The 24,953-nt window shown below is 71.4% G+C and carries 11 protein-coding genes; 7 read left to right on the top strand and 4 right to left on the bottom strand.

Features of this window, described 5'->3' with window-relative positions:
- A partial coding sequence (locus tag ACRDSQ_RS26090) for an agmatine deiminase family protein (RefSeq protein ID WP_431424602.1) occupies positions 1 to 723 on the top strand: 723 nt, incomplete at its 5' end.
- Positions 724 to 802: 79 nt separating this feature from the next.
- Entirely contained in the window at positions 803 to 2,365 is a 1,563-nt protein-coding gene (locus tag ACRDSQ_RS26085) for a ricin-type beta-trefoil lectin domain protein (RefSeq protein WP_431424601.1), read from the top strand.
- Here ACRDSQ_RS26085 and ACRDSQ_RS26080 read toward each other — a convergent pair.
- Positions 2,359 to 2,994 carry a TetR/AcrR family transcriptional regulator gene (locus ACRDSQ_RS26080; RefSeq protein WP_431424600.1) on the bottom strand — a complete coding sequence of 212 codons (636 nt, stop codon included), beginning with the start codon at positions 2,992 to 2,994 and terminating at the stop codon, positions 2,359 to 2,361. The genes ACRDSQ_RS26085 and ACRDSQ_RS26080 overlap by 7 nt on opposite strands.
- Positions 2,995 to 3,153: 159 nt before the next feature.
- Between ACRDSQ_RS26080 and ACRDSQ_RS26075 the strand changes: the two genes are divergently transcribed.
- Complete coding sequence (locus ACRDSQ_RS26075) at positions 3,154 to 4,692, top strand: agmatine deiminase family protein (RefSeq protein WP_431424599.1); 1,539 nt, start codon at positions 3,154 to 3,156, stop codon at positions 4,690 to 4,692.
- 535 nt (positions 4,693 to 5,227) lie between these two features.
- Here ACRDSQ_RS26075 and ACRDSQ_RS26070 read toward each other — a convergent pair.
- The 3 genes from ACRDSQ_RS26070 to ACRDSQ_RS26060 all read right to left on the bottom strand — a co-directional run bounded on the left by ACRDSQ_RS26070 (position 5,228) and on the right by ACRDSQ_RS26060 (position 7,808).
- Positions 5,228 to 5,629, bottom strand: coding sequence for a hypothetical protein (locus ACRDSQ_RS26070; protein ID WP_431424598.1), 402 nt, complete (start codon positions 5,627 to 5,629; stop codon positions 5,228 to 5,230).
- Positions 5,620 to 6,072: a hypothetical protein gene (locus tag ACRDSQ_RS26065; RefSeq protein ID WP_431424597.1), complete on the bottom strand. Its 453-nt coding sequence runs from the start codon at positions 6,070 to 6,072 to the stop codon at positions 5,620 to 5,622. The genes ACRDSQ_RS26070 and ACRDSQ_RS26065 overlap by 10 nt, the downstream gene beginning before the upstream one ends.
- A gap of 287 nt (positions 6,073 to 6,359) precedes the next feature.
- A complete protein-coding gene (locus tag ACRDSQ_RS26060; RefSeq protein WP_431424596.1) occupies positions 6,360 to 7,808 on the bottom strand; it encodes a protein adenylyltransferase SelO in 1,449 nt (482 codons plus the stop codon).
- A gap of 549 nt (positions 7,809 to 8,357) precedes the next feature.
- On the opposite strand from ACRDSQ_RS26060, the gene ACRDSQ_RS26055 reads away from it, so the two are divergent.
- The 4 genes from ACRDSQ_RS26055 (at position 8,358) to ACRDSQ_RS26040 (ending at position 24,946) form a co-directional block, all read left to right on the top strand.
- Positions 8,358 to 9,818 (top strand): M28 family peptidase, encoded by a 1,461-nt coding sequence (locus ACRDSQ_RS26055; protein WP_431424595.1) that lies wholly within the window; start codon positions 8,358 to 8,360, stop codon positions 9,816 to 9,818.
- The gene (locus ACRDSQ_RS26050; protein ID WP_431424594.1) at positions 9,815 to 11,299 is read left to right on the top strand and encodes a M28 family peptidase; all 1,485 of its coding nucleotides are present in this window, start codon (positions 9,815 to 9,817) and stop codon (positions 11,297 to 11,299) included. The genes ACRDSQ_RS26055 and ACRDSQ_RS26050 overlap by 4 nt, the downstream gene beginning before the upstream one ends.
- A 273-nt stretch (positions 11,300 to 11,572) precedes the next feature.
- On the top strand, positions 11,573 to 12,940 hold the full coding sequence (locus ACRDSQ_RS26045) for a non-ribosomal peptide synthetase (RefSeq protein WP_431424593.1): 1,368 nt from the start codon (positions 11,573 to 11,575) through the stop codon (positions 12,938 to 12,940).
- A 42-nt stretch (positions 12,941 to 12,982) separates the two neighbouring features.
- Complete coding sequence (locus ACRDSQ_RS26040) at positions 12,983 to 24,946, top strand: amino acid adenylation domain-containing protein (RefSeq protein ID WP_431424592.1); 11,964 nt, start codon at positions 12,983 to 12,985, stop codon at positions 24,944 to 24,946.
- The last annotated feature ends 7 nt before the right edge of the window (positions 24,947 to 24,953 follow it).

The following is a 24,953-nucleotide window of genomic DNA, read 5'->3' as shown; positions in this document are numbered from 1 at the left end:
CTCCTCGGTGTCGACTTCAACTTCAACGGTTGGGGCGGCAAGCAGAACCCACACGACCGCGACGCCCAGATCGCAAGGGCGGTGCTGGGCAAGTACGGGGTGCCACGCGTCGAAACCTGGATCGTGGGGGAGGGTGGCTCGTTCGAGACCGACGGCAAGGGCACGCTGATGGTGACCGAGAGCTCCCTGGTCAACGACAACCGCAACCGCGGGCGGTCCCGAGACGATATCGAGGCTGAGCTCAAGCGCGTCCTGGGTGTGCGCAAGGTGATCTGGTTCGACGGCGTGCGCGGCGAGGACATCACCGACGCCCACGTGGACTGCCTGGTCCGGTTCACCGCCGCCGGTGCCGTGCTGCTCGACCGGGCCGCGCCGGGCACCGCGCCCGACAGCTGGTCGAGGTCCGCCGACCAGGCCCGCGCGGTGCTCGCCGAGGCCACCGACGCCGACGGTCGGGAGTTGGAGGTCGTCGAGCTGACCCAGCCCGAGGGCGTCGACCTCGGCCGCGACGCCGTGATCACGTACTTGAACTTCTATGTCGCCAACAAAGCCGTGTTCCTGCCGAAGTTCGGCGACCGCAAGGCCGACGACCGTGCCAAGGGGATCCTCCGTGATCACTTCCCCGGCCGCGACATCGTCGGCGTCGGCATCGACAACATCGCCTCCGGGGGCGGCGGCATCCACTGTGCGACCCACGACCAGCCAGGTGAACCCGCGCCGTAAAAAGTGAGATCTTTTCATTATGTGTGATCGGCGTTAAGGTCTGAAAAAGTTTCAACCCTGCGACGACGAGGTGTCGATCATGCCCCGATTGTTGTCAGCCCTAATCGGCCTGTTAGCTGTCGCTGCCCTGGCCACACCGGCCCAGGCAGCGCCGACAGCAGGTGCCACCCCGCTGTCACCGGAGTTGGAAGCGATCCGCGCGGCTGAGGCTGTCGCGCTCTATGGCAGCCCAGAGATCCGGCCGATGGACCAGCGCAAGACCGGGATCGCCACGATGGGCGACAGCGAGATCTCCGGCGAGGGTGAGGGCCCCTACGAGACGGGCACCAACGGCGACGACGACGGTGACGGCGACCAGAACTGGTGCCACCGGTCGTACGCCGCGGGCATTCACCGCACCGGGATCGCGGTCGACAAGACCTACAACCTGGCCTGCTCGGGCGCGGTCACACAGAACCTGATCGCGGGCAACGGTGTTCGGCAGTGGGACGAGCTCAACCAGGGCGACAACCTCGCGATCAAGGCGCGCAACACGCGGATCAAGCTCGTGTGGATCGTGGCGAGCGCGAACGACGGCGGCGGCCTGGAGTTCGGACCCGTCATCACCGACTGCACGATCAAGCGGATCTTCTTCCAGGGTGAGTGCTGGCCCGCCTACACCGACCAGGTCCAGGCGCGGGTGACCGTGTCCGGCGCCAACCTGCGCACCGCCGTGACCAGCGTCAAACAGACCATGGTCGACGCGGGATACGCGGCGGGCGACTACCAGCTCGTGGTGATGAGCTACCCCAGCCCGGTCAGTCCGGACGTCGAGGACACCCCGAACTTCCCCGGCTGGTACGGCGGCGGGTGCACGATGTACCTGCGGGACATGGCGATCGGCCGCAACAAGGTCGTGCCGCTGTTCGAACGGGCGGTCCGCGCCGCCGCCGAGGGCGCGGGCGCCCGGTACCTCGACGCGAGCAGGCTGTTCCACGGGCACGAGACCTGCACCGGGCAGCCATGGACGCGGGGCGTCGTGTCCAGCTGGGGTGACGCGTTCGACCCCAACACCTACCGGCAGTCGTGGCACCCCAACGCCGGCGGGCACGGCGCGTTCGGCTCGTGCGTGAAGTCCTTCTACGACAACCCGTCCTGGTCGTCGGCGACGTGCACCAGCACTGACTCCGCCGTGCGGGTGCGCCAAGGACTGTTGGACTTCACCCAGTTGCGCAACACCGCGTCCACCCTCTGCGTCGACGCGCAAGGACACTCCACCCGCAACGGCTACGCACTGATCCAGTGGGGCTGCCACGGCGCCCGCAACCAAGGCTGGTGGTACGACTCGACCACGTCGTCCCTCCACATCGAACTGACCCACGACCGCTGCGCCGACGTCGCGACCGGTGTGGGCGTGGGTCGCCCGCTCATCGTCTGGGACTGTCACGGCGGCTGGAACCAGAAGTTCCTGCTCGACGGGACGCTGATCCGCGCCGTGGTCGACCCTGGCCTCTGCGTGGCCGTCCCGGACACGGCGTGGGGCCGTCAGCTGAGCATGGCTCCCTGCGACGGGTCTGATCCCCGCCAGCAGTGGGCCGGCCAACCGAAGACCGGCACCGCGGGCTACGGCTACAACGACTGGATGCCGTCGAGCGCTTACTGAGGTGAGTCCGTGACGGGTGCGAGCAGGGTGCGTGCGGTTGTGACGCACAGACCGACGACGGAGTCCTTTGTGGTCAGGCTGGACGCGCCCAGCGTCAGCTGGATCGAGAGGCCGTCGATCGACGCCGAGAGCAAGGTCGCCGCTTCCTCTGGGTCGTCTGTGTGGAACGCGCCCTGCTCGCACCCGTACCGGATGATGTCGGCGAGGATCGTGCGTGAGCGGGCGTCGAGTTCCTCGTGCAGGCGGGCCATCTCCGGGTCCAGCGCCGCGATGGACCACACCTCGAACCACAGCACCCAGCCGGGGTCCTGGGGTCCGCTGGAAGCGGAGAGCTTGATGAACTCGGTCAGGCGCCGCCACGGGTCTTTGATCGCGCCGGTAGCGGCCTCGACCAGGTCGATGTACGCGTCCTCCGACTGCTGGATCGCGCGCATGAGCAGCCCGGTCTTGGAGCGGAAGTAATACGTGATGTGGCCGGTGCTCATCCGCGCCCGCTCGGCCACATCGGTGACCCGGATGTTGGCCAGGCCGCGCTCGGCGATGAGCTCGGCGGCCGCGGTCACGATCTGCTGTTCTCGCGCGGCTCCGCGCAGCTGCCGCTTGGTCGCGCCATTTTCCCCTGTTGCCACAGGTTTGAGCCTAGCCGTTGGGAATCGCGCACTCTTGACATCCACGGTTCCCCGGGAGCACAGTGGCCACATACTTGGATGGCGTCAAAGTTTTTCGGTGGGGGCCGACGCGAGACCAGGTGCGCACATTCACGCGTGGCTCCCCGAAAGGAATCGACGATGAGCCAACAGGACCGCGGTACGCCGGTGGCGCCCAAATCCATTTCCCGCAGGTTGTTCGTGGCGCGAGCGGGACTCGGCGCGGTCGGCCTCGCGATCGCGGGCGTCGGCCTGCGAGCAGCCACGAGTCAGAACCCCGCCTGGGCCGCCCTGCCGTACACGGTGCCGGGGGAGGAGGTCGCGGTCAAGCGCACCTGGATGGCGTGGCCGTCGAACACCTCGATCTGGGGCAACCTGCTCGGCGGCGTCCAGAGCGACGTCGCCACGCTGGCGAACGAGATCGCCAAGCACAACCCGGTGATCATGTGCGCCGACGGTTCGTCCAACGCGACCATCGCCGCCGGCAAGCTCAACCCCGCGGTCACCGTGATCAGCTCGATCCCGGTGGACGACTGCTGGATGCGCGACTCCGGCCCGATGTTCCGGCTCGACGACACCGGCCGGATGGACGCCTTCGGCCTGAACTTCAACGGCTGGGGCAACGAGCAGACCCACGCGAAGGACGCGCTGGTCGCCGAGCGGGTGGCGGCGTACTGCGGTGTGCCGTGGACCCGGTCGACCGTCGTCGGCGAGGGCGGCGGGTTGATCTACGACGGCGACGGCACCCTCATCGCCAACAAGAGCTCCTGGCTGGACCCGGCCCGCAACCCGAACAAGACCCTGGCGCAAATCGAGGCGGAGCTGCTGCACCAGTACGGCGCCACCAAGATGATCTGGTGCGAAGGCGTGTTCAACAAGGACATCACCGACGACCACATCGACAGCAAGGTCATGTACGTCCGGCCGGGTGTGGTGATCGTGCAGCTGTCGAGCCCCGCGCGGCCCACGAGCGTGTGGTCCGAGGACGCGATCAAGACCAAGAACATCCTCTCCGCCGCCACCGACGCCAAGGGGCGCACGCTCCAGGTCATCACGATCTACGGCCCGTCTACCCTGCCGCGCGTGCCCGCCGCGAAGTGGACCACGTTCTTCGACGGCTACCTCAACTGCGCGGTGACCAACGGGGCCATCATCACCGCCCAGTTCGGCGACGCCCAGGCGGACGCCGCGGCCAAGTCGGCACTGGAGTCCGCGTTCGGCCGCCCGGTAGTGCAGCTCAACCTCGACCGCCTCATGGGTGACGGCGGCGGCGGCGCCCACTGCGTGACGATGAACGAGCCACTCGCCACCGGCGGCCCCACCCCCACGACCACGGCGACAACCACCGCCACGACCACGACCACCACGCCGCCCACCGGGCCCACGGTCACCGCCGACCGGGCCTCGGTCCCCCGAGGCGGTCAGATCAAGGCGATCGTCACCAACGGCCCCGGCAACACGCGGGACTGGGTGGGACTCTGCCGGGCGAGCGACCCGGACTCCGCGGGCGGCGTCGACGAGCGTTACCTCAATGGCCGGTACTACCCGCCGACCACCGGACTCACCTCGGCCACAGTCACCTTCACCGCGCCTTACACACCGGGCACCTACAACTTCCGCTTCTTCGCCAACAACAGCTACACGCTGCTGGACGCGAGCCCGACGTTCGTCGTGACCTAGGCGAAGAGTCCTTCGTAGCCACCACCCCCGAAGTCGTGCCGTCAGTCCCAGTGCCCTCGATAACCGCTGGGACGCGGCGCGGGCCGAACCCGTCGACCGCGCGCGCTCGCGGTAGGCGGGTTCGGCTTTTCGCGTACCGATGTCGTCGGCGCCAAACACCGAGGGCCCACCGGACCCCGATAGCCCAAGCCGCACGCCCGAAAGGTCAGCGACACCGCCCGCCGAGCGCCGGCACCCGACAGATCGTGCGCGTCCATCACCGACGCCGCCAACGCCGCCAACGATGGCCACGCGTTCGAGCTTCAGCGGAGTACCCGCCTCGGGCACGCCGGACTGCGAGCCACCGAACGGTATCTCCACACCATTTCCACCCAGCGAGACCAAGCCCTCGAAGCACTCGAACGGATCCGACCCGGTAGGCAGGCCCGGGCACCGATCTCGTCGTATCGGCGCGCGATCGGCTCCCGCATCCAACCGCGCCAAGGGTGTGGCTGTGTGCGTTTGAGTCCCCGGCAGGAGACACAGCAGCTTCGGGTCAACTTGTCGCAGCAGACGACAGCAGGCGAGCGCTCGTGATCAGGCGCAAACAGCGCGGGGTCGGCGCAGCACGGCAGCGTTTCGTGCCCTTGGATATCTGGCGACCAGTTCGGGGTGACCGTCCGTCCACTCTGTGCCGCGCCTGCGATCCGTGTAGGGCGTGCAGGTTTGTCCTCAGGTCGTCGTAGTCGTTGTGCATCTCCCCGACGACGACGTGTCGCCAACCGATCAGGACCGCGTCGTCGGCGTCGAGCCGGAGGTCGGCCGACGACGCCTGTCCCTCGGCGGAGAAGCTGTGCGCGTTCTCGCACGCGGTCAGCAGCCGCCAGGCGAGGCCGGGCTCGTGCGCGGCGAGGAACTGGGCGCAGCCTCGGGCCATCGCGAGTTCGGTCAGCAGCAACGCCCGCGCATCGCCGGTGTCGAGTGGATGTCAGCCGGACTCCACCCGTCCGGAGCCAGGCGGCGGTTCCAGTCGCCGGTGATGACGACGTTGAAGCCCGCGGCGCGCTCGATGCTCACCTGCTCTTTCAGGTTGTTCCAGAGCGCCCACCACCGTTCGCGGCGTTCCGCGCAGTCGCCCGGACACGTGTCGAACGCGCGCGCGATGACGTGGGTGTTCAGGTGCGAGATGTTCTGGTTGGCGTTACGGGTGACCGTGATGAACCGTGTCGGGCTGATCCCGGCCAGGCTTTCCGAGCCGGAAGCGACGCGCTGGCCGGACTTCTGGGCGGCATGAGCGACCTCCGGTGCGTGCAGCGGCTCCTGTGTGCCGTCCGCCCTGGTCCGGTGCAGGGTCTGCTGCCAGCCCCACTCGGGGCGATAGATGTCCTTGAGGATTCCCATTTCGTCCGCCGTGTCGCCGTTGAGATCGCCCTCGTCGATCTCCTGCCATGCAGTTTGCTGGTCAGGCGGGTTTCTTGCATTCCGTGTTGATCGCCAAGTCTGCGTACATGTGCCCCTATGGAGAATTTCTGGAGAAGTTTCCTCCAGCTTGATCGTCCGCCGGGGGCCTGAGGTGCAGGTGTCGAGTGTCCCTCACGTATACCAACCGTCGCTGTTGCATGCTGAAACGCGCGCTCAAGTGGAGGGCGGGCAAACCTGCCACTGGGTTTGACGATGGTGGCGACTTTTCAGGTCCCGCAGAAGGTCTGATAGGTCGCGCCGAAGTCCGTCGGGGCGGGGGTGGTGTACCGCTCGCGGTCAGGGCGTTCGTCGTACGGGTTGGTGACCGCGTCGAGGAGGCGTTCGAGGGGTTCCAGGTCGCCGTCGGTTGCGGCGGCGAGTGCTTGTTCGACGAGGTGGTTGCGGGGGATGTAGGCGGGGTTGACCCGGCGCATCAGCTCGGTGTCCGGTGCCAGGGCGCGCCAGCGGGTCAGCCAGGCGTCAATGCCGGGGAGGTCGAGGAACAGCTCCCGTACGGGCTCGGTGTCGGCGAGGGTGAGGCGGCGGTAGAAGGAGGTGTGGTCGACGTGGTCGGCTTGGAGCAGGGTGAGCAGGTCGTCGACCAGCGGTGAGATCGCCGTGTCGGCGGGCAGGCCGAGTTTGGCTCGCATGCCTGCCGACCAGGCGTCGTCGTACCGCCGCCGGAACGCGCCCAGTGCCTCGACCGCCAGTGCGATCGCCTGTTCCTCGTCCTCGGCCAGCAGCGGAAGGAGAGCCTCGGCGAGCCGCGCGAGGTTCCATTCGGCCATGGCGGGCTGGTGGCCGTAGGCGTAACGGCCGGCGTGGTCGATGGAGCTGAACACGGTGGCCGGGTCGAATGCCTCCATGAACGCGCACGGGCCGTAGTCGATGGTTTCACCGGAGATCGTCATGTTGTCGGTGTTCATCACCCCATGGACGAAACCGACGAGCATCCACTGAGCCACCAGGGACGCCTGGGTGGCGACCACCGCCTCGAACAATGCGAGACAGGGGAGACCGGCGTCCGCGGCGGCGGGGTGGTGCCGGGCGATCGCGTGGTCGGCGAGGCGGCGCAGGACGCCGATGTCACCGGTGGCGCGGGCGTACTGGAAGCTGCCGACTCGCAGGTGGCTGCTCGCGACCCGGGCGAGCACCGCGCCCGGCGCCAGGGTCTCGCGGCGCACCGGGTGTCCGGTCGCGACGACGGCGAGCGAGCGGGTCGTGGGGATGTTGAGGGCGTGCATGGCCTCGCTGATGATGTACTCGCGCAGCATGGGGCCGACCACAGCGAGACCGTCGCCGCCTCGGGAGAACGGTGTGCGCCCGGACCCCTTCAGGTGCAGGTCGCGCGGCCTGCCGTCGGTGTCGACGACCTCGCCGAGCAGCAGGGCACGTCCGTCGCCGAGGCGGGGGGAGTAATGCCCGAACTGGTGCCCGGCGTAGGCCTGGGCCACCGGGGTGGCGCCATCGGGAATGCGGTCGCCGACGAGCAGGCGCACCCCTTCCGGACTGCGCAGCCAGGCGGCGTCGAGCCCGAGGTCCGCCGCCAGCGCGTCGTTGAGGACGAGCAGGTCCGGCGCGGGAAACCGCTCGGCCTGCCAGGGAAGCGCCAACTCCGGGAGGGCGCGGGCGAACCGGCTGTCCAGGCTGATGGTCGGCGGCGGCGTGATACTCACGCCTCCCACGGTACGTGGCCCGCCCGTGCCTCAACGGCAGAGCCGGGCGGCGCGGGTGCGCCGAAGCAGGCAAGCGCACCCGACCGCCACAACTCACGGCGAGCCTGTCGGTGGCATGAAGTTCATGAGTCCTGGGGGAGACGTCGAGCCGGATGCGTTCGAAGGGCTTGTCGGCGAGTTGCGCGTTGACTTTGGCTCGCCAGGTAGGGACTCCACCGCTGTCATCACGTAGCCGCTCCGGCGGGCCGGCGGTGAAGATGAAGTACCCATTGCCCCGGCTCTGCCGCTTGCATGCGGGCGATGATGCGTTCGAACATCACCCGACGGCGTAGCCGGTCCAGGCTGACTCCGGTCTCGCCGGATCGTGTCAATAGCCGGCGCTCCAATCCGGTCCACCTTGGCCCGCAATGGCACGGGATCAGGTGCGGTCCACGCGAAAGGCTGCGGCACATGACCACCGCGCCCGCGGGCTCGCGGCACCGACTGTGAGGGAGTTCCGTGTCCCCATCAACGCTACGAACGAAGAGAGACGGGCGGCGCCGCGCTGCGGTGGCCGTTGTCGTCGCAGGCACCGTGCTCGCGACGGCGCCCGCCGCCGAGGCCGCGCCTGACCCCGACGCGCTGGGGCACCACTTGGTGAAGGCGGTGAGCGCGGACAAGATCAACCGCCATCTCATCGCCCTGCAGCGCATCGCCGACACCAATGGCGGAACACGCGCGGCGCACACCCCGGGCTACCAGAAGAGCCTCGACTACATCGCGGGTGGACTGCGTGCGGCCGGGTTCGAGGTCAGCACGCCTGAGTTCACCTACAACCGGGTGGTCGTCGACGCTGCGGTGGTGGTGGCCGGGGCGGTCCGCGCCGCGCCGACCCAGATGACCGATTCGATCAACACCCCGGTCGGCGGGCTGACCGGCCCGCTGGTCGCCGTCCCCGTCGACGCCAACCCCGGCTGTCAGATCGAGGACTACGCGGGTGTCGACGCCGTGGGCGCGATCGCGCTGATCAAGCGCGGCGGCTGCGCCTTTACCCAGAAGCAGCTTGTCGCCGCGCAGGCGGGCGCCATCGCCGCGCTGGTCTACAACCACGTCGACGGGCCCGGCTACGGCGGCGTCGACCCGGCCCAGTCCAAGATCCCCACCGCGGGACTGACGACCGCGGAAGGCCTCGCGCTCGCCGCTGTGGCGGGCACGCAGACCACTGTGGACGTTCGGACGCACAAGCAGTTCACGACCAGCCGCTACCTCGTCACCCAGACCCGCACCGGCCGCACCGACAACGTGGTGATGGCGGGCGCGCAGCTCGACAGCATCCCGACCAGCGCGGGCATCAACGACACCGGCGCCAGCTCGGCCGCGCTGCTGGAAATCGCGCTGAAGCTGGGACCCTCGCCGCGCGTCGACAACGCGGTGCGCTTCGCCTGGTGGGGCGCGGAGGATGTCGACAAGACCGCCGCCGGTTTCTACCTGAAGTCGCTGAGCTTCGAGCAGCAGCTCGACATCGCGATGTACCTGAACTCCAACTCCATCGGGTCGAGCAACGCGGGCTACTTCGTCTACGACGGCGACAACTCCACCGGCTCGGCGGGCCCGATGCCGTATGGCTCCGCGCAGATCGAGCGGGCCTTCGCCGGCTACCTCGCCGGCCGGGAGATCCAGGTCGAGGGCAGCAACTTCGACCGCCAGTGGGACCACAGCCAGTTCATCGCGGCGGGCATCCCGACCGGCGGGCTCTACGCCGGGTCGTTCCGCCAGAAGACCCCGGCGCAGGCCGCGAAGTGGGGCGGCACCGCGGGTGTCTCGTTCGACCGCTGCCACCAGCAGGCGTGCGACAACCTCGGCAACGTCGACCGAACCGCGCTCGACCGCAACGCCGACGCGATGGCGTTCGTGCTCGCCGGCTACGCCACCAGCACCGAGGACGTCAATGGCGTCCCACCGCGCGCCCAGCGGGCGCAGACCCGTGCCACCGTCGCCATGAAGGCGACCACTCTTGGAGGTGCCGAATGAACCGCGGCCGCAGTGTTCTAGCCCTGGCTGCCCTTGTGGTGGCCGCGTTACCCGTCGCCACCGCGCACGCGGCGCCCGAGGCCGCGTCCACTCTCGCCGACAGGCTCGTCGAGCGGGTGACCCTCGACGGCGTCAACCGGCACCTGATCGCCCTGCAGCGCATCGCCGACCGCAACGGCGGTCACCGCGCCGACCCGAGCACGGGCTACACCAAGACACAGGAGTACATCGAGGACACGCTGCGCACGGCCGGGTTCGACGTCACGCGGCACGCATTCACCTACGACCGGGTCGTCATCGACCGGGCCGTGGTCGCCGCGGGCGCCACCAGCCTGGTCCCGAACCCGCTGATCGGCTCACCGGACACCGCGGTCGGCGGCGTCACCGGCCCGCTCGCGGTCGTGCCCGCCGACGCCGACTCCGGCTGCCAGGCCACCGATTACGCGGGCCTGAACACGGCGGGCGCCGTGGCGCTGGTCAAGCGCGGCGGCTGCGCGTACACGCAGAAGTTGGTGGTGGCAGCCGACTTGGGCGCCGTCGCGGTCGTGTTCTACAACCACTCCGTCGGTGCCGTCGGCGGTGTCGTCAACGCGGCGCAGGCGAGGATCCCGGCGGTCATGCTCGGGTCGGCCGACGGTGCGAAGCTCACCGGGTCGGGTGGGGTGTCGACGAACGTCGAGGTGCGCAGGCACGTCGAGTCGACCGTCTCGCACAACGTGATCGCCCAGACCCGCACCGGGCGCAAGGACAACGTCATCACCCTCGGCACCCACTCCGACAGCGTCACCACGTCACCCGGCGTCAACGACAACGGGTCGAACGCGGCGGCGACGCTGGAGTTGGCGCGCACGCTCGGCGGCGCCCCGCGGATCAGCAACGCGGTCCGCTTCGCCTTCTGGGGAGCCGATGTACCGCACTCGGGGGCCGCGCCGTACCTGAACTCGCTGAGCGACGAACAGCGGCTCGACATCGCCATGTACCTCGACGTGGCGCCGCTCGGGTCGCCCAACGGCGGCCACTTCGTCTTCGACGGCGACAACTCCGCCGGGCAGGCGGGCCCGATGCCGTACGGCTCCGCGCAGATCGAGAAGACCTTTGTGGACTTCATGACCCGCATCGGCGTGCAGACCGAACCCGCACCCGTTGTCGGGCAGGGCAATTACGCCACGTTCATCGCCGCGGGCATCCCGACGGGCGGTCCGTTCGCGGGCATCCCGCACATCAAGTCGCCCGCGCAGGCGGCGAAGTGGGGCGGCACGGCCGGGATCGCGTTCGACCCGTGCAACCTGGCGCCGTGCGACAACCTGGCCAACATCAACCGGGACATCCTGTCCCGCAACGCCGACGCGCTGGCCTTCGTCACCGGCACCTACGCGACATCCACCGAGGACGTCAACGGGGTGCCGCCGCGCGACCGGCGGGCGGCGGCTCGGACCGCGAGCCTGTCGGCCGAGGCAGGCGTGACCGGTGAGGTCGAGTAGGTCCTGTCCGGATAGGGAAGCCACGCGCGGGAAGTGGTAGACCGCGGCCGGGCCGGGTGGGCGAGCAAGATCGCCCATCCGGCCCATCGCGCTTTCCGGGGCCGGGCCAAAACGATCCATTCGCGGGCGTATTGGCTCGGGCCGGCACGGGGTGCGCGGGACAGAGTGGACACCGGTGGACCGCGTCGAACCGGCGTGGCCAACCAGGAGAGCGCCGGAGGCCAGCACATGTCGCACACCCCAGCGTCGCATCGGCGGCGGGACACCGCTCCCATGGCCGAGCTGTTCGAGGCGGCGTGCGCGGCGGACCCCGGCGCACTCGCGCTGGTGCACGGCGAGACCGAACTGACCTACGCGGAACTGAACGCGCGGGCCAACCGCCTCGCGTGGCGGCTGATCGCGCGTGGGGTCGGACCTGGCGATCTGGTGGGCCTCGCGGTGCCGCGGTCGGTGGAGATGATCGTCGCTTGGCTCGGGGTACTCAAGTCGGGTGCGGCGTACCTGCCCATCGACCCGTCGTACCCGGCCGACCGAATCGCCCTCATCCTCGACGACGCCCGGCCCGCGGTGATCGTCTCGACGCTTGAGGTCGCGCCGACGCTCGGCGGTGCGGAGGTCGTGCTTGTCGACCAGGCCGGCGCCGACCTGACCGCCTCCGATCCCGCTGATGCCGACCGGACCCGGCCCGTCTCCCTCGACGACGCCGCCTACGTCATCTTCACCTCCGGGTCCACCGGCAGGCCCAAGGGCTGCGTGGTGACCCACCGCGGCGTCGGCGGCATGGCCGCCGAGCACATCGACCGGCTGCGGATCGGCCCGGGAAGCCGGTTCCTGCTGGCGGTGTCGATCAGCTTCGACGTGTCCATGGCCGACATCGCCATGACCCTCTTCGCCGGCGCGACCCTGGTGGTGCCGGGGCCCGACGAGCAGATGGCGGGCGAGGTGCTCGCCGACGTGATCGAGCGGCACGGGGTCACCCACACCGACTTGGTGGCCGCGATGCTGGCCTCGCTGCCCGACCGCCCGCTGCCCACCATGACCAGCGTCATCGTCGGCGGCGAGGCCTGTTCCCGGGAACTGGCCGCCCGCTGGGCGCCGGGCAGGCGGCTGGTGCACGTCTACGGCCCGACCGAGTCCACAGTGGTCGCCACGATGAGCGAGCCCGCCACCGGGGACGCCGCCCCGCCGATGGGCCGACCGATCCGCGGCATCGCCGCGCACGTCCTCGACGCGGATCTGCGGCCGGTGCCTGACGGCGAGCCGGGGGAGCTGTACCTCGCGGGCGCCGGCCTGGCCCGCGGCTACCTCAACCGTCCCGCGCTGACCGCGGAACGGTTCGTGGCCAACCCGTTCGACGCGGCGGGTGCGCGGATGTACCGCACGGGCGATCTGGTCAAGCGGCTGCCGAGCGGTGAGCTGGTGTTCGTGGGCCGGGCCGACAACCAGGTGAAGGTGCGCGGGTTCCGCATCGAGCTCGGCGAGATCGAGGCCACGATCAGCGGCCACCCCGACGTCCGGTCGGCCGCGGTCGTGGTCAATGAGGATGCCCCTGGCCAGAAGCGCCTGGTCGCCTACGTCGTGGCGGACCGGCCGGTCGGCCCGGCCGAGGTGCGCGCGTACGCCGCGGCGACGCTGCCCTAGTACATGGTGCCGTCGGCCGTCGTCGTGTTGGACGAATTCCCGTTGACCCCCAACGGAAAGCTGGACCGTCGGGCACTGCCCGCGCCCGACTTCGCGGTGTCCCGGCGCGGCCCGCGCACGCCGCGTGAGGAGGCGTTGTGTGGGCTGTTCGGCGAGGTGCTCGGGCTGCCGCGCGTCGGTATCGACGACAGTTTCTTCGACCTCGGCGGCGACAGCATCGTCTCCATCCAGCTGGTGAGCCGGGCGCGGCGGCTGGGCATCGAGTTCACCCCGCACGAGGTGTTCACCCACCGGACCATCGAGCGGCTCGCCGCGGTGGCCCGCGACACCGGCGAGGTCGAGGCCGAGGCGCCCGGCGCCGGGATCGGGCCGGTCCCGCTGACCCCGATCACGCACTGGCTGCGCGCGCGGGGCGGGCCGATCGACGGGTTCCACCAGTCGATGCTGCTGCAGGTCCCCGCGGACCTCGGTCTCGACCGGCTCACGCAGGCGCTGCGGACGGTCCTGGACCGGCACGACATGCTGCGCTCCCGACTCGGCCGGGACAGTACACAGTGGACACTGGAGGTCCGGGAGTCCGGCGCGGTCGACGCCGCTGACCTGGTGACCCGCGTCGACGTGCGCGAACTGGACGACGACGGGCTCGCCCGCGTGGTCGCCGAGGAGTCGGCGCGCGCGGTGGCCGCGCTGGACCCCGACCGGGGCGTCATGCTGCGTGCGGTCTGGTTCGACCGAGGCCCGACGCGCCGGGGGCGGCTGCTGCTGTGCCTGCAGCACCTGGTGGTCGACGGGGTGACCTGGCGGATCCTGGTGCCCGACCTGGCCGAGGCGTGGGCCGACCCGGACACCGAGCCGCAGCCGGTCGGCACCTCATTCCGGCGCTGGGCCGAGCACCAGGCCGACCGCGCCCACAATCCTGTCGTCGTCGCCGAAACCGGGCGCTGGCAGGAGATCCTGGCCACGCCCGACCCGCTCCTGTCCAGCCGCCCGCTCGACCCCGCGCGCGATATCGTCGCCACCGCGCGGAAAGTGACCATGACGCTGCCCGAGGAGCAGACCGCGGCGCTGCTGACCGCGGCACCCGCGGCGTTCCACGCGGGCGTCGAGGACATCCTGGTCACCGCCCTCGGCCTGGCGGTCGCCGCCTGGCGCCGCGACCGGGGACTGTCCGACTCCACCCAGGTGCTGCTCGACCTCGAAGGCCACGGCAGGCGCGAAGAGGACGCCGCGGGCATGGACCTCTCACGCACCATCGGCTGGTTCACCTCGATCCGCCCGGTCCGGCTCGACCTCGGCGCCGTCGACTGGGCGTCGGTTTGGTCCGGCGGGGTTGCGGTGGCCAAGGCGGTCAAGCGGGTCAAGGAACAGGTGCGCGCGGGCTCGACCGGCCAGGTCCACGGTCTGCTGCGCTACCTCAACACCGACACCGGCCCCACGCTCGCCGCGCTGGGGACGCCGCAGATCGAGTTCAACTACCTCGGCCGCTTCGGCGTCCCGGCCGAGGGCGCCGACTGGGCCGCCGCGCCCGAGACCGCCGCGCTCGGTGAGGGCGAGGAGCCCGGCATCCCGTTCGCGCACCTGCTGGAGATCAACGCCGTCACCGAGGACCACCCGTCCGGCCCGCGCCTCAGCGTGACCTGGGCCTGGCCGGGGGACCTGCTCGCGGACGCCGACGTGCGGCGGCTCGGTGAGCTGTGGTTCCGCGCGCTGACCGCGATCGCCGCGCACACCGCCGCGCCGGGGTCCGGCGGCCACACCCCGTCGGACTTCCCGCTGGCCGACGTCACCCAGTCCGACATCGAACGGCTCGAGTCCGCGCACCCGGACCTGGTCGACCTCTGGCCGGTGACCCCGCTGCAGGACGGCCTGCTGTTCCACTCGCTCTACGAGGAAAGCGCCAACGACCTCTACCTCACCCAACTGGTCGTCGGGCTGGACGGCCCACTGGACACCGACCGGCTCCGGGTCGCCGCCGACGCTGTCCTGCGCGACCACCCGCAGCTGCGAGTCTGCTACCGGCACGAGGGCCTCTCCGCTCCACTGGCCGTCGTCCCGGCCACGGTGCCGACGCAGTGGGACATCGTCGACCTGGTCGACCTGGTCGACCTGGTCGACCTGACCGGATCGGACGTCGAGGCAGGCATGGCGCGGCTGCTGGCCGACGACCGCGCCCGCGGGTTCGACCTGGCCGCGCCGCCACTGGTCCGGTTCACCGTGGTCCGCACGGGTGGCGACACCCACCGGCTGGTGATCACCAGCCATCACCTGATGCTCGACGGCTGGTCGATGCCGGTGCTGCTGCGCGAGCTGCTCGACCGCTACACCGGCGCCGCGATCACCCCCGCGGCACCGTATCCGGCTTATCTGTCCTGGTTGGACAGTCAGGACCGCGCGGCGACCGAACAGGCCTGGAGTGACCTGCTGGCCGGGGTCGACGAGCCGACCCTGGTCGCCCCCGCCGCGCAGGGCACGAAGGGGGTGCGGTCGCGCGACCTCATCGTGGAGGTGCCCGAGGAGCTGACCGCCGCGCTCGCCGCGACCGCGCGCGGCTGCCAGCTGACCATGAACGCCGTCGTGCAGGGCGCGTGGGCGGTGCTGGTCGGCTCGCTGACAGGGCGGTCCGACGTGCTGTTCGGGACCTCGGTGGCCGGGCGTCCGCCGGAGGTCGCGGGGATGGACTCGCTGCTGGGCATGTTCGTCGGCACGATGCCCGTGCGGGTGCGACCTGACCCCGCCGCGTCGATGGCCGCGGTGTTCGTCGAGTTGCAGGACCAGCTGTCGGCGATGAACCAGCACGCCTACGTCGGCCTCGCCGAGAGCCGGCGGATCGCCGGGATCGGCGAGCTGTTCGACACCCTGACCGTGTTCGCCAGCTACGCCGACAACACCACTCTGAACGCGGGCGACCTGCGGGTGGCCGAGGTCAGCGAACTCGACGCCATCCACTACCCGCTCGGCCTGGCCGCCACGCCGGGGCCACGGCTGCGGCTGCGGCTGTGCCACCGGCCGGACGTGTACTCCGCGGCCGACGCCGAGACGATCGCCGCGCGGCTGGTCCGGCTGCTGGAGTCCTTCGCCACCGATCCCACCGCGTCCCTCGGTCAGGTCGACGCGCTCGCCGCGGGGGAGCGCGACCTGGTTCTGCGCGAGTGGAACGACACCGGGGTCGCCGCGACCCCGGCGACGCTGCCCGCCATGGTGCAGGCCCAGGTCCGGCGCACCCCGCACGGCGACGCGGTCGTCTTCGGCGACACCGTCCTCAGCTACACCCAGCTCAACGCCGCGGCGAACCGGCTCGCGCACCACCTGATCGGCCGCGGGATCGGGCCGGAGTCGCGGGTCGCGCTGGCGTTGCCGCGCTCGGCGGAGCTGGTCGTGGCGTGGCTGGCGGTGCTCAAGACGGGCGCGGCCTACGTGCCGGTCGACCCCGGCTACCCGGCCGAGCGGATCGCGTTCATGCTCGCCGACGCCGCCCCCGAGGTCGTCCTCACCACCACCGAACTCGCGGACCGGCTGTCGGCGGCGGCCGTGCTCACCTTGGACACGCTCGACCTGGACGGAGCACCCGACACCGATCCCACCGACGCCGACCGGGTCCACCCGCTGTCGGTGCGCCACCCCGCCTACGTCATCTACACCTCCGGGTCGACCGGCACCCCGAAGGGCGTCGTGGTCACCCACCACGGCGTCGCCGACGTCGCCGCCGCGCACATCGACCGGATGCGGATCGACGAGTCGAGCCGGTTCCTGCTCGCGGTGTCGATCAGCTTCGACGTGTCCATGGCCGACATCGCGATGACCCTGACCCGCGGCGCCGCCCTCGTGCTGCCGCCGCCCGGCAGCACCCTGGCGGGCGATGAGCTGGCCGCGCTGGTCAACGACCACAAGGTGACCCACACCGACCTCGTGGCGCCCATGCTCGCCTCGCTGCCCGATGGCGACCTGCCGACCCTGCGCGGCTTCGTAGTCGGCGGCGAGGCCTGTCCCGGCGAACTCGTCGCCCGCTGGTCGCCGGGCAGGCGGATGATGCACGTCTACGGGCCGACCGAGTCCACTGTGGTCGCCACCATGTCGGACCCGCTCAGCGGCGCCGACGCCCCACCCATCGGCAAGCCGATCCCCGGCACCAGCGCGTTCGTGCTCGACGCGGCGCTGCGGCCGGTGGCGCCCGGCGTGGTCGGCGAGCTGTATCTCGCCGGTGCCGGGTTGGCCAGGGGGTACCTCGACCGGCCCGCCCTGACCTCGGAACGCTTTGTCGCCAACCCTTTCGCCGCGGCGGGCGCGCGGATGTACCGGACCGGTGACCTCGTGCGCTGGACGGCCGCGGGCGACCTCGAGCTGGTCGGCCGGGCCGACCAGCAGGTCAAGATCCGCGGGTTCCGGATCGAACTGGGGGAGATCGAGTCCGTCGTCGCCGCCTGCCCGGGCGTCCGGCAGGCCGCGGTGGCCGCGGTCGCCGGTCGGGGCGGGGTGAAGACCCTGGTGGCCTATGTCGTGGCCGAACCGGGGGAGACCGTCGACCCGGCTCGACTGCGCGCGTTGCTCGGCGCCCGGCTGCCCGAGCACATGGCGCCCGCCGCCGTGGTCGCCATGGACACGTTCCCGCTGACCGCGAGCGGCAAGCTCGACCGCCGCGCGCTGCCCGAGCCGGACCTGTCGTCGACCGGGACGTCCCGCCCGCCGCGGACTCCGCGTGAGGAGATCCTCTGCGACCTGTTCGCCGAGGTGCTCGGCGTGGCCACGATCGGTGTCGACGACAACTTCTTCGACCTGGGCGGACATTCGCTGCTGGCGACCAGGGTCGTCGGCCGCGTCCGGTCGGTGTTCGGCAGCGACCTGACCATCGGCGCGTTGTTCGCGGCGCCGACGGTGGCGGGCCTGGCCGAGGCCATCGATACGACCGCCGCCGCGGCGACCCCGCTGACGCCCATGGTCCGGCCCGAGACCGTGCCGCTTTCGTTCGCCCAGCAGCGACTGTGGTTCCTGAACCGGTTCGAGGACGCGGGCGCGCTCTACAACGTGCCGACCGCGCTGCGCCTGTCCGGTCCGCTCGACGTGGCGGCGCTGGAAGCCGCGCTCGGCGACGTCATCGCCCGGCACGAGCTGCTGCGCACGGTGCTGCCCGAGCGCGACGGCACCGCCCACCAGGTCGTGCTCGACCCGCCGGTGATCCGACTGGACCCGTGCGACGTCGAGCAGGCGGCACTCGCCGGGAGGGTGCAGGCCGAGGCGGACGCGGGTTTCGACCTCACCGTCGACCGGCCGCTGCGGGCGACGCTGTTCCGCACGGCGCCCACCGACCACCTGCTCCTGTTGGTCCTGCACCACGTCGCGGGGGACGAGGGGTCCCTCGCGCCGCTGCTGCGTGACCTGGGCACGGCCTACACCGCCCGCGTGGCAGGCGACGCACCCGACTGGGCCCCGCTTCCAGTGCAGTACGCCGATTACTCTTTGTGGCAGCGGGAAGTTCTCGGTCATGAGTCCGATTCGGACAGTCCGCAGGCAACGCAGCTGGAGTTCTGGCGCCAGGAGCTGGCGGGGCTGCCCGACCAGCTCGACCTGCCCGCCGACCGGCCGCGCCCAGCCGCCGCGACCAACCGGGCGGGCGAGGTCGCCTTCGCCGTCGACGCCGGGCTGCACGCCGCGCTGGTGGAGGTGGCCAGGGCCAACCAGTGCAGCCTGTTCATGGTCGTGCACGCCGCGCTGGCCGCGCTGCTGACCCGGCTGGGCGCGGGCACCGACATCCCGATCGGCTCACCAATCACCGGCCGGTCGGATGAGGCGCTCGACGACCTCGTCGGCTTCTTCGTCAACACCCTGGTTCTCCGGGTGGATACGGGTGGCGACCCGACCTTCGCCGAGCTGCTCGGGCGGGTCCGGGGGACCGATCTGGCGGCGTACGCCAACGCCGACGTGCCGTTCGACCGGCTCGTCGAGGCGGTCAACCCGGTGCGGTCGCTGTCCCGGCACCCGCTGTTCCAGGTCATGCTCGCCGCGGTCGCCCCCGGTGGTCCCGACGGCTTCACCGCGCCGGACCTGGTGGTCGAGCCGGGGCCGGTCTCGGCGGCGACGGCCAAGTTCGACCTGACCCTGCACTACACCGCGCGCCGCGACGCCGACGGCGGGTCGGCGGGCGTGGATTTTCTGCTGGTGTACGCGGCCGACCTGTTCGACCACGCGACCGCGCGGGCACTGGGCGGCAGGCTGCGCCTGGTGCTCGACCAGGTCGCCGCCAACCCCGACGCCAGGGTGCACGCGCTGGAGGTCGTCGACCGGGACGAGCGGGACACCCTCGTCACCGCGATCAACGACACCGCCGTCGAGATCCCCGACCTGCGGGTGCACGAGGTGATCGAGCAGCACGCCCGGCGGACCCCGGACGCCGTGGCGCTGGTGTTCCGCGGCACGGAGATCACCTACGCCGACCTCAACGCCTCGGCCAACCGGCTCGCCCGGCGGCTGCGCGCGGCCGGGGTGGGCGACGGCGACCTCGTCGGCCTGTGCGTCGACCGGGGACCGGACATGGTCGTGGCACTGCTGGCCGTGCTCAAGGCGGGCGCGGGTTACGTCCCGATCGACCCGGAGCACCCGGTGGGCCGGGTGCGCGCGATCCTCACCGAGGCCGCGCCCGCCTTGGTCATCACCCAGCCCGCGTCCGCCGCGAGGTTCGCCGACGTCGACCAGGTCCTGCTCATCGACGACCTGCTCGAAGCCGCCGCGGCCGAGAGCCGCGAGGACCTGGCCATGCCCGGTGGGCCGTCGTCGACCGCGTGCGTGCTGTTCACCTCGGGGTCGACCGGCAAGCCCAAGGGCGTGGTCTCGTCGCACCGGTCCATCACCAGGACCTTCCTCGGGCAGCGCTATCTCGACTTCGGGCCCGACCAAGTGTGGGTGCAGGCCGCGCCGGTTTCCTGGGACGGCGCCGTCCTCGAACTCTTCGGCGCCCTGCTGCCCGGCGGAAGCATCGTGCTGCAGCCGGGGCAGAGCCCGGAACCGGCCGAAATCGCCCGCATCGTCGCCCGCCACGGCGTCACCACGCTGTTCCTGTCCGCCGGCCTGCTCGCGGTGATGGTCGACGTGCACCCGGAGGTGTTCGACTCGGTTCGGCAGGTGATCACCGGCGGCGACGTGCCCTCCGCCCACCACCTCGCCGAACTGCTGCGCAGGCGGCCGGACCTGCCGGTGGTGAACGCCTACGGCCCGGTCGAGGGCATGGTGCTCGCCAGCAGCCACCGCGTCCGCGCCGAGGACACCGAGCGGGCGCCGCTGCCGATCGGGTTGCCGGTGGCCAACTCCACCGTGTACGTGCTCGACGCCGAACTGCGCTTGGTGCCGCCGGGGGTGGCCGGTGAGCTCCACATCGGCGGGGCCGGCCTGGCCGACGGCTACCGCGGTGCGCCGGGTATGACCGCGACCCGGTTCGTGGCCCACCCGTTCGGCGTGCCGGGCGAACGCCTGTACCGCACCGGCGACCTCGCGCGGTGGCGGCCGGACGGGTTGCTGGAATTCCTCGGGCGGGCCGATCACCAGGTCAAGCTCCGCGGCTTCCGGATCGAACTCGGTGAGATCGAGGCAGCGATCCTGGCCCACCCGGCGGTCTCCGCCGCGGCGGTGCTGGCCAGGGAGGACCGGCCCGGCGACAAGCGCCTCGTCGCCTATGTCGTGGGCGCCGGACTGGACACCGACGCGCTGCGCGAGCACGTCGCCCAGACGCTGCCGGACTTCATGGTGCCCGCGGCGTGGGTCGAGCTGGACGAACTTCCCTTGACCGGCAACGGAAAGCTCGACCGAGCCGCACTGCCCGCGCCGGACGTGCGGACCGCGTCGAGCCGTCCCCCGGCCACGCCCACCGAGGCGGTCCTGTGTGGACTGTTCGCGGAGTTGACCGGGCTGGCCGAGGTCGGGGTGGACGACAACTTCTTCGCCATCGGCGGGCACTCGCTGCTCGCCACCCGGCTGGTCGGCCGGATCCGGTCGGCACTCGGCGTGGAACTGGGGATCCGGGCGGTCTTCGAGTCGCCGACCGTGGCCGCCCTGGCCGCGCGGCTGGCCGACCCGGTGGCGTCGACGGGGCGGCCTGCCCTGCGGCCCATGCCCCGGCCGGACCGCGTCTCGCTGTCGTTCACCCAGCGCAGGCTGTGGTTCGTCAACCAGTTCGACACCGCGGCGGCAATGTCCAACGTGCCGCTGGCGCTGCGGCTGCGGGGCGACCTCGACCTCGCGGCGCTGCGGGCGGCCATCACCGACCTGACCGAGCGACACGAGCCGCTGCGGACCGTGTTCCCGGTGATCGACGACGAGCCGTTCCAACAGATCCTCGACCCGGCGCCGGTCGACCTGCCGGTGCGCGACCTCGCGGAGGCGGACCTGGCCGACGCGGTGGCGGCGGCCGCGGCGACAGGCTTCGACCTGGCCGTCGAACGGCCGCTGCGCGCCGAGGTGTTCCGGCTCGGCGAGCGCGACCATGTCCTGCTGGTGGTCACCCACCACATCGCCACCGACGGCTGGTCCCTCGCGCCGTTCACCGCCGACCTCGGCGCGGCCTACGCCGCCCGCACCCGCGGCGACCGGCCACAGTGGACACCACTGCCCGTGCAGTACGCGGACTTCACCTTGTGGCAGCGGGATCTGCTCGGCGGCGAGGCCGACCCGGACAGCCCCGCGGGCAAGTCGCTGGCACACTGGCAGGCTGCGCTGGCGGGGGTGCCCGACCGGCTGGACCTGCCCGCCGACCGGCTTCGACCGGCCGTTGCCCGACACCGCGGCGCCGCCGTCGACTTCACCGTCGACCCGGACCTGCACGAGCGGATCCTCGCGCTGGCCACCGAAAGCGGGACCAGCGTGTTCATGGTCCTGCACGCCGCGCTCGCCGCGCTGCTCACCCGACTCGGCGCGGGCACCGACATCCCGATCGGCTCCCCGATCGCGGGCCGGACCGACGCCGCGCTCGACGACCTCGTCGGCTTCTTCGTCAACACGCTGGTTCTGCGGGTGGACACCGGCGGCGAGCCGACATTCCGTGACCTGCTCAGCCAGGTCCGCGAGGTCGACCTCACCGCCTACGCCCACCAGGACGTGCCGTTCGAGCGGATCGTGGAGGCAGTCAGCCCGACGCGCTCGCTGTCGCATTCCCCGCTGTTCCAGGTATTGCTCGCGCTGCAGAACACGGAGTCCGGCGGCGTGGCGCTGCCCGGGCTCGAGGTGGCCGAGCACGACATCCCGGTGGAGACAGCGAAGTACGACTTGGCCTTCATGCTGGCCGAGCGGCCGCGGTTGGGCATCGACGGATCGCTGACCTACGACCGCGACCTGTTCGACCGCGCCACGGCCCAAGCCCTCGGGGACCGGCTGGTGCGCCTGCTCGCGGCAGCCGTCGCCGCGCCGGACGAGCGGATCGGCGCGCTGGAGATTCTGACGCCCGAAGAGCGGCATACCCTTCTGGTGCGCCGCAACGGATCTGGTCTTGCCGGGGCGGACACGACACTGTCCGACCTCATCTCGGCGCAGGCCGCCCGCACGCCGGACCGACCGGCCGTGCGCGCGAACGGCGTCGAACTGTCCTATCAGGACCTTGATGAGCGGGCCAACCACCTGGCGGGCAGGCTTGCCGAACTGGGGGCCGGGCCGGAGCGGATCGTGGCGGTCGTCCTGCCCCGCTCCGCCGACCTCGTGGTCACCCTCCTCGCGGTGCTGAAGGCGGGTGCGGCGTACCTGCCGATCGACCCGGGCTACCCGGCCGCGCGGATCGAGCACATGCTCGCCGACGCCAAGCCCGCGCTGGTCGTGACCACCGCGGCGCTCGCTGACGACCTGGCGACCGGGGGTCTCCAGGTGTTCGTGCCGGACACCCTCGGGGACCGCTCGCCGCACTGTCCGATCGTGCCGGGCAGGCGCGACACGGACCCGGCGTATGTGATCTACACGTCCGGCTCCACCGGGCAGCCCAAGGGTGTCGTCATCGAGCACCGTGGGTTGGCGGCATACCTGGCCTGGGCGGGCGTCGGCTATCCGGACGCGGCCGGGGTGGCGCTGGTGCACTCGCCGGTGGCCTTCGACCTCACCGTGACCGTGCTGTACGCGCCGCTGGTCACCGGCGGCTGCGTGCATCTGGCCGCGCTGGACGACACCGACGCCGACACGGTCGCCGCGCTGCGGCGTGCCCCCGCGTCGGTGCTCAAGTGCACGCCCAGCCACCTGCCGCTGCTGTCCGAACTGCCGGCGGAGTTCTCCCCGAGCGGCACGCTGATCGTCGCGGGCGAGGCACTGAACGCCGCCCAACTCGAACCGTGGCGCGCGGCGCACCCAGGCGTGACCGTGATCAATTCCTACGGGCCGACCGAGATAACGGTGAGTTGCATGGAGCACCGGATCGCGCCGGGCGACCCACTGCCGGACGGACCTGTGCCCATCGGCACACCGTTCGACCACGTCCAGCTCTATGTGCTCGACGCCGGGCTGGCGCCGGTGCCCGACCTGGTCGTCGGCGAGCTGTACATCGGCGGCGCCGGGCTGGCCCGCGGCTACCTGAACCGGCCCGCGCTGACCGCGGAACGGTTCGTGGCCAATCCTTTCGTGCCCGGCGCCCGCCTCTACCGCACCGGCGACCTGGTCCGCAGGCGCGCGGACGGGACGATGGTGTTCGTCGGCCGCGCCGACCACCAGGTGAAGGTCCGCGGCTTCCGGATCGAACTCGGCGAGATCGAGTCACGGCTCGCCGGACACCCTGACGTTCGCCGCGCCGCGGTGATCGTGCGGGAGGACCGGCCCGGCGACCAGCGGATCGTCGCCTACGTCGTCCCCGCGGGCGACGGCGTCGACGCGACCGGCTTGGCGGCCCACGTGGCCGCCGCCCTGCCCGAGGCGATGGTGCCGTCGGCGTTCGTCGCCGTGGACGAGATTCCCTTGACCCCCAACGGAAAGGTCGACCGCGCGGCGCTGCCCGCGCCGGACGCGCCCCCCGTGACCGGCCGCGCGCCGCGCACCGCGACTGAGCGGGCCTTGTGCTCGATCTTCGCCGAGGTGCTCGGCGTGGCGGAAGTCGGGGCGGACGACGGCTTCTTCGACCTCGGCGGCCATTCCCTGCTCACCACCAGGGTGATCAGCCGCGTCCACGCGACCCTGGGCGTCCGACTCGGCCTGCGCGCGCTGTTCGAGACTCCCACGGTCGCCGGACTCGCCGCCCGGATCGACGAGCGCGCCCCGACCGGCGGGGACGCGCTGGACCTGCTCCTGCCGCTGCGCGCGGACGGGGACCTGCCGCCGCTGTTCTGCGTGCACCCCGCCGCGGGCATCAGCTGGGTGTACTCGGGGCTGCTGCGCCACCTCGATCCCCGGCGGCCGGTGTACGGCCTGCAGGCCCGCGGCCTGACCGAGCCGGGCGCGCGGGTGGACGTGGCCGAGTTGGCTCGGGACTACGTCGCGGCGATCCGGGCGGTGCGGCCGACCGGCCCGTACCACCTGCTCGGGTGGTCGTTCGGCGGTCTGGTGGCGCACGAGATGGCGACCCTGCTGCGGTCCGAGGGTGAGGAGGTGGCCTTCCTCGGGCTGATGGACTCCTACCCGGCGAGCGCCCGCGGCGCGAACCATCCGGACGCCCCCGCGGCACTGAGTGACGTGCTCGACTCACTCGGCTTCCCCGTGGACGGTGAGCTGACCGCCACCGAAGCGGTGGACACCCTGCGGGCGGCGGGCAGCCCCCTGGCCTCACTGGGGGAGTCCGGGATCGCCGCTGTGGCCGAGGTGTTCGCGGGAACGGTCGAAGCCAGTGCTCGCTTCACCCCGAGCCGCTTCGACGGGAACGTGCTGTTCTTCGCCGCGACCGTCGACCGGATGCCGGGGTTGCCCGCACCCGCTGAAGCATGGCGGCCCTACGTCGCCGGACACGTGGAGGAACTGCCGATCGACTGCGCGCACGGCGCGATGACCCAGTTGCGCCCCCTGGCCGAGATCGGACGGGCCATCGCGGCCCGCCTCGACGCTGCTCTCGACGGAGGACGCACCCTGTAGGTGCCCG

The organism is Actinokineospora sp. (assembly GCF_050699995.1).
Taxonomy (GTDB): domain Bacteria; phylum Actinomycetota; class Actinomycetes; order Mycobacteriales; family Pseudonocardiaceae; genus Actinokineospora.
Note: the sequence above shows the minus strand (reverse complement) of the source record. Positions and strands in the feature narration are given on the sequence as shown.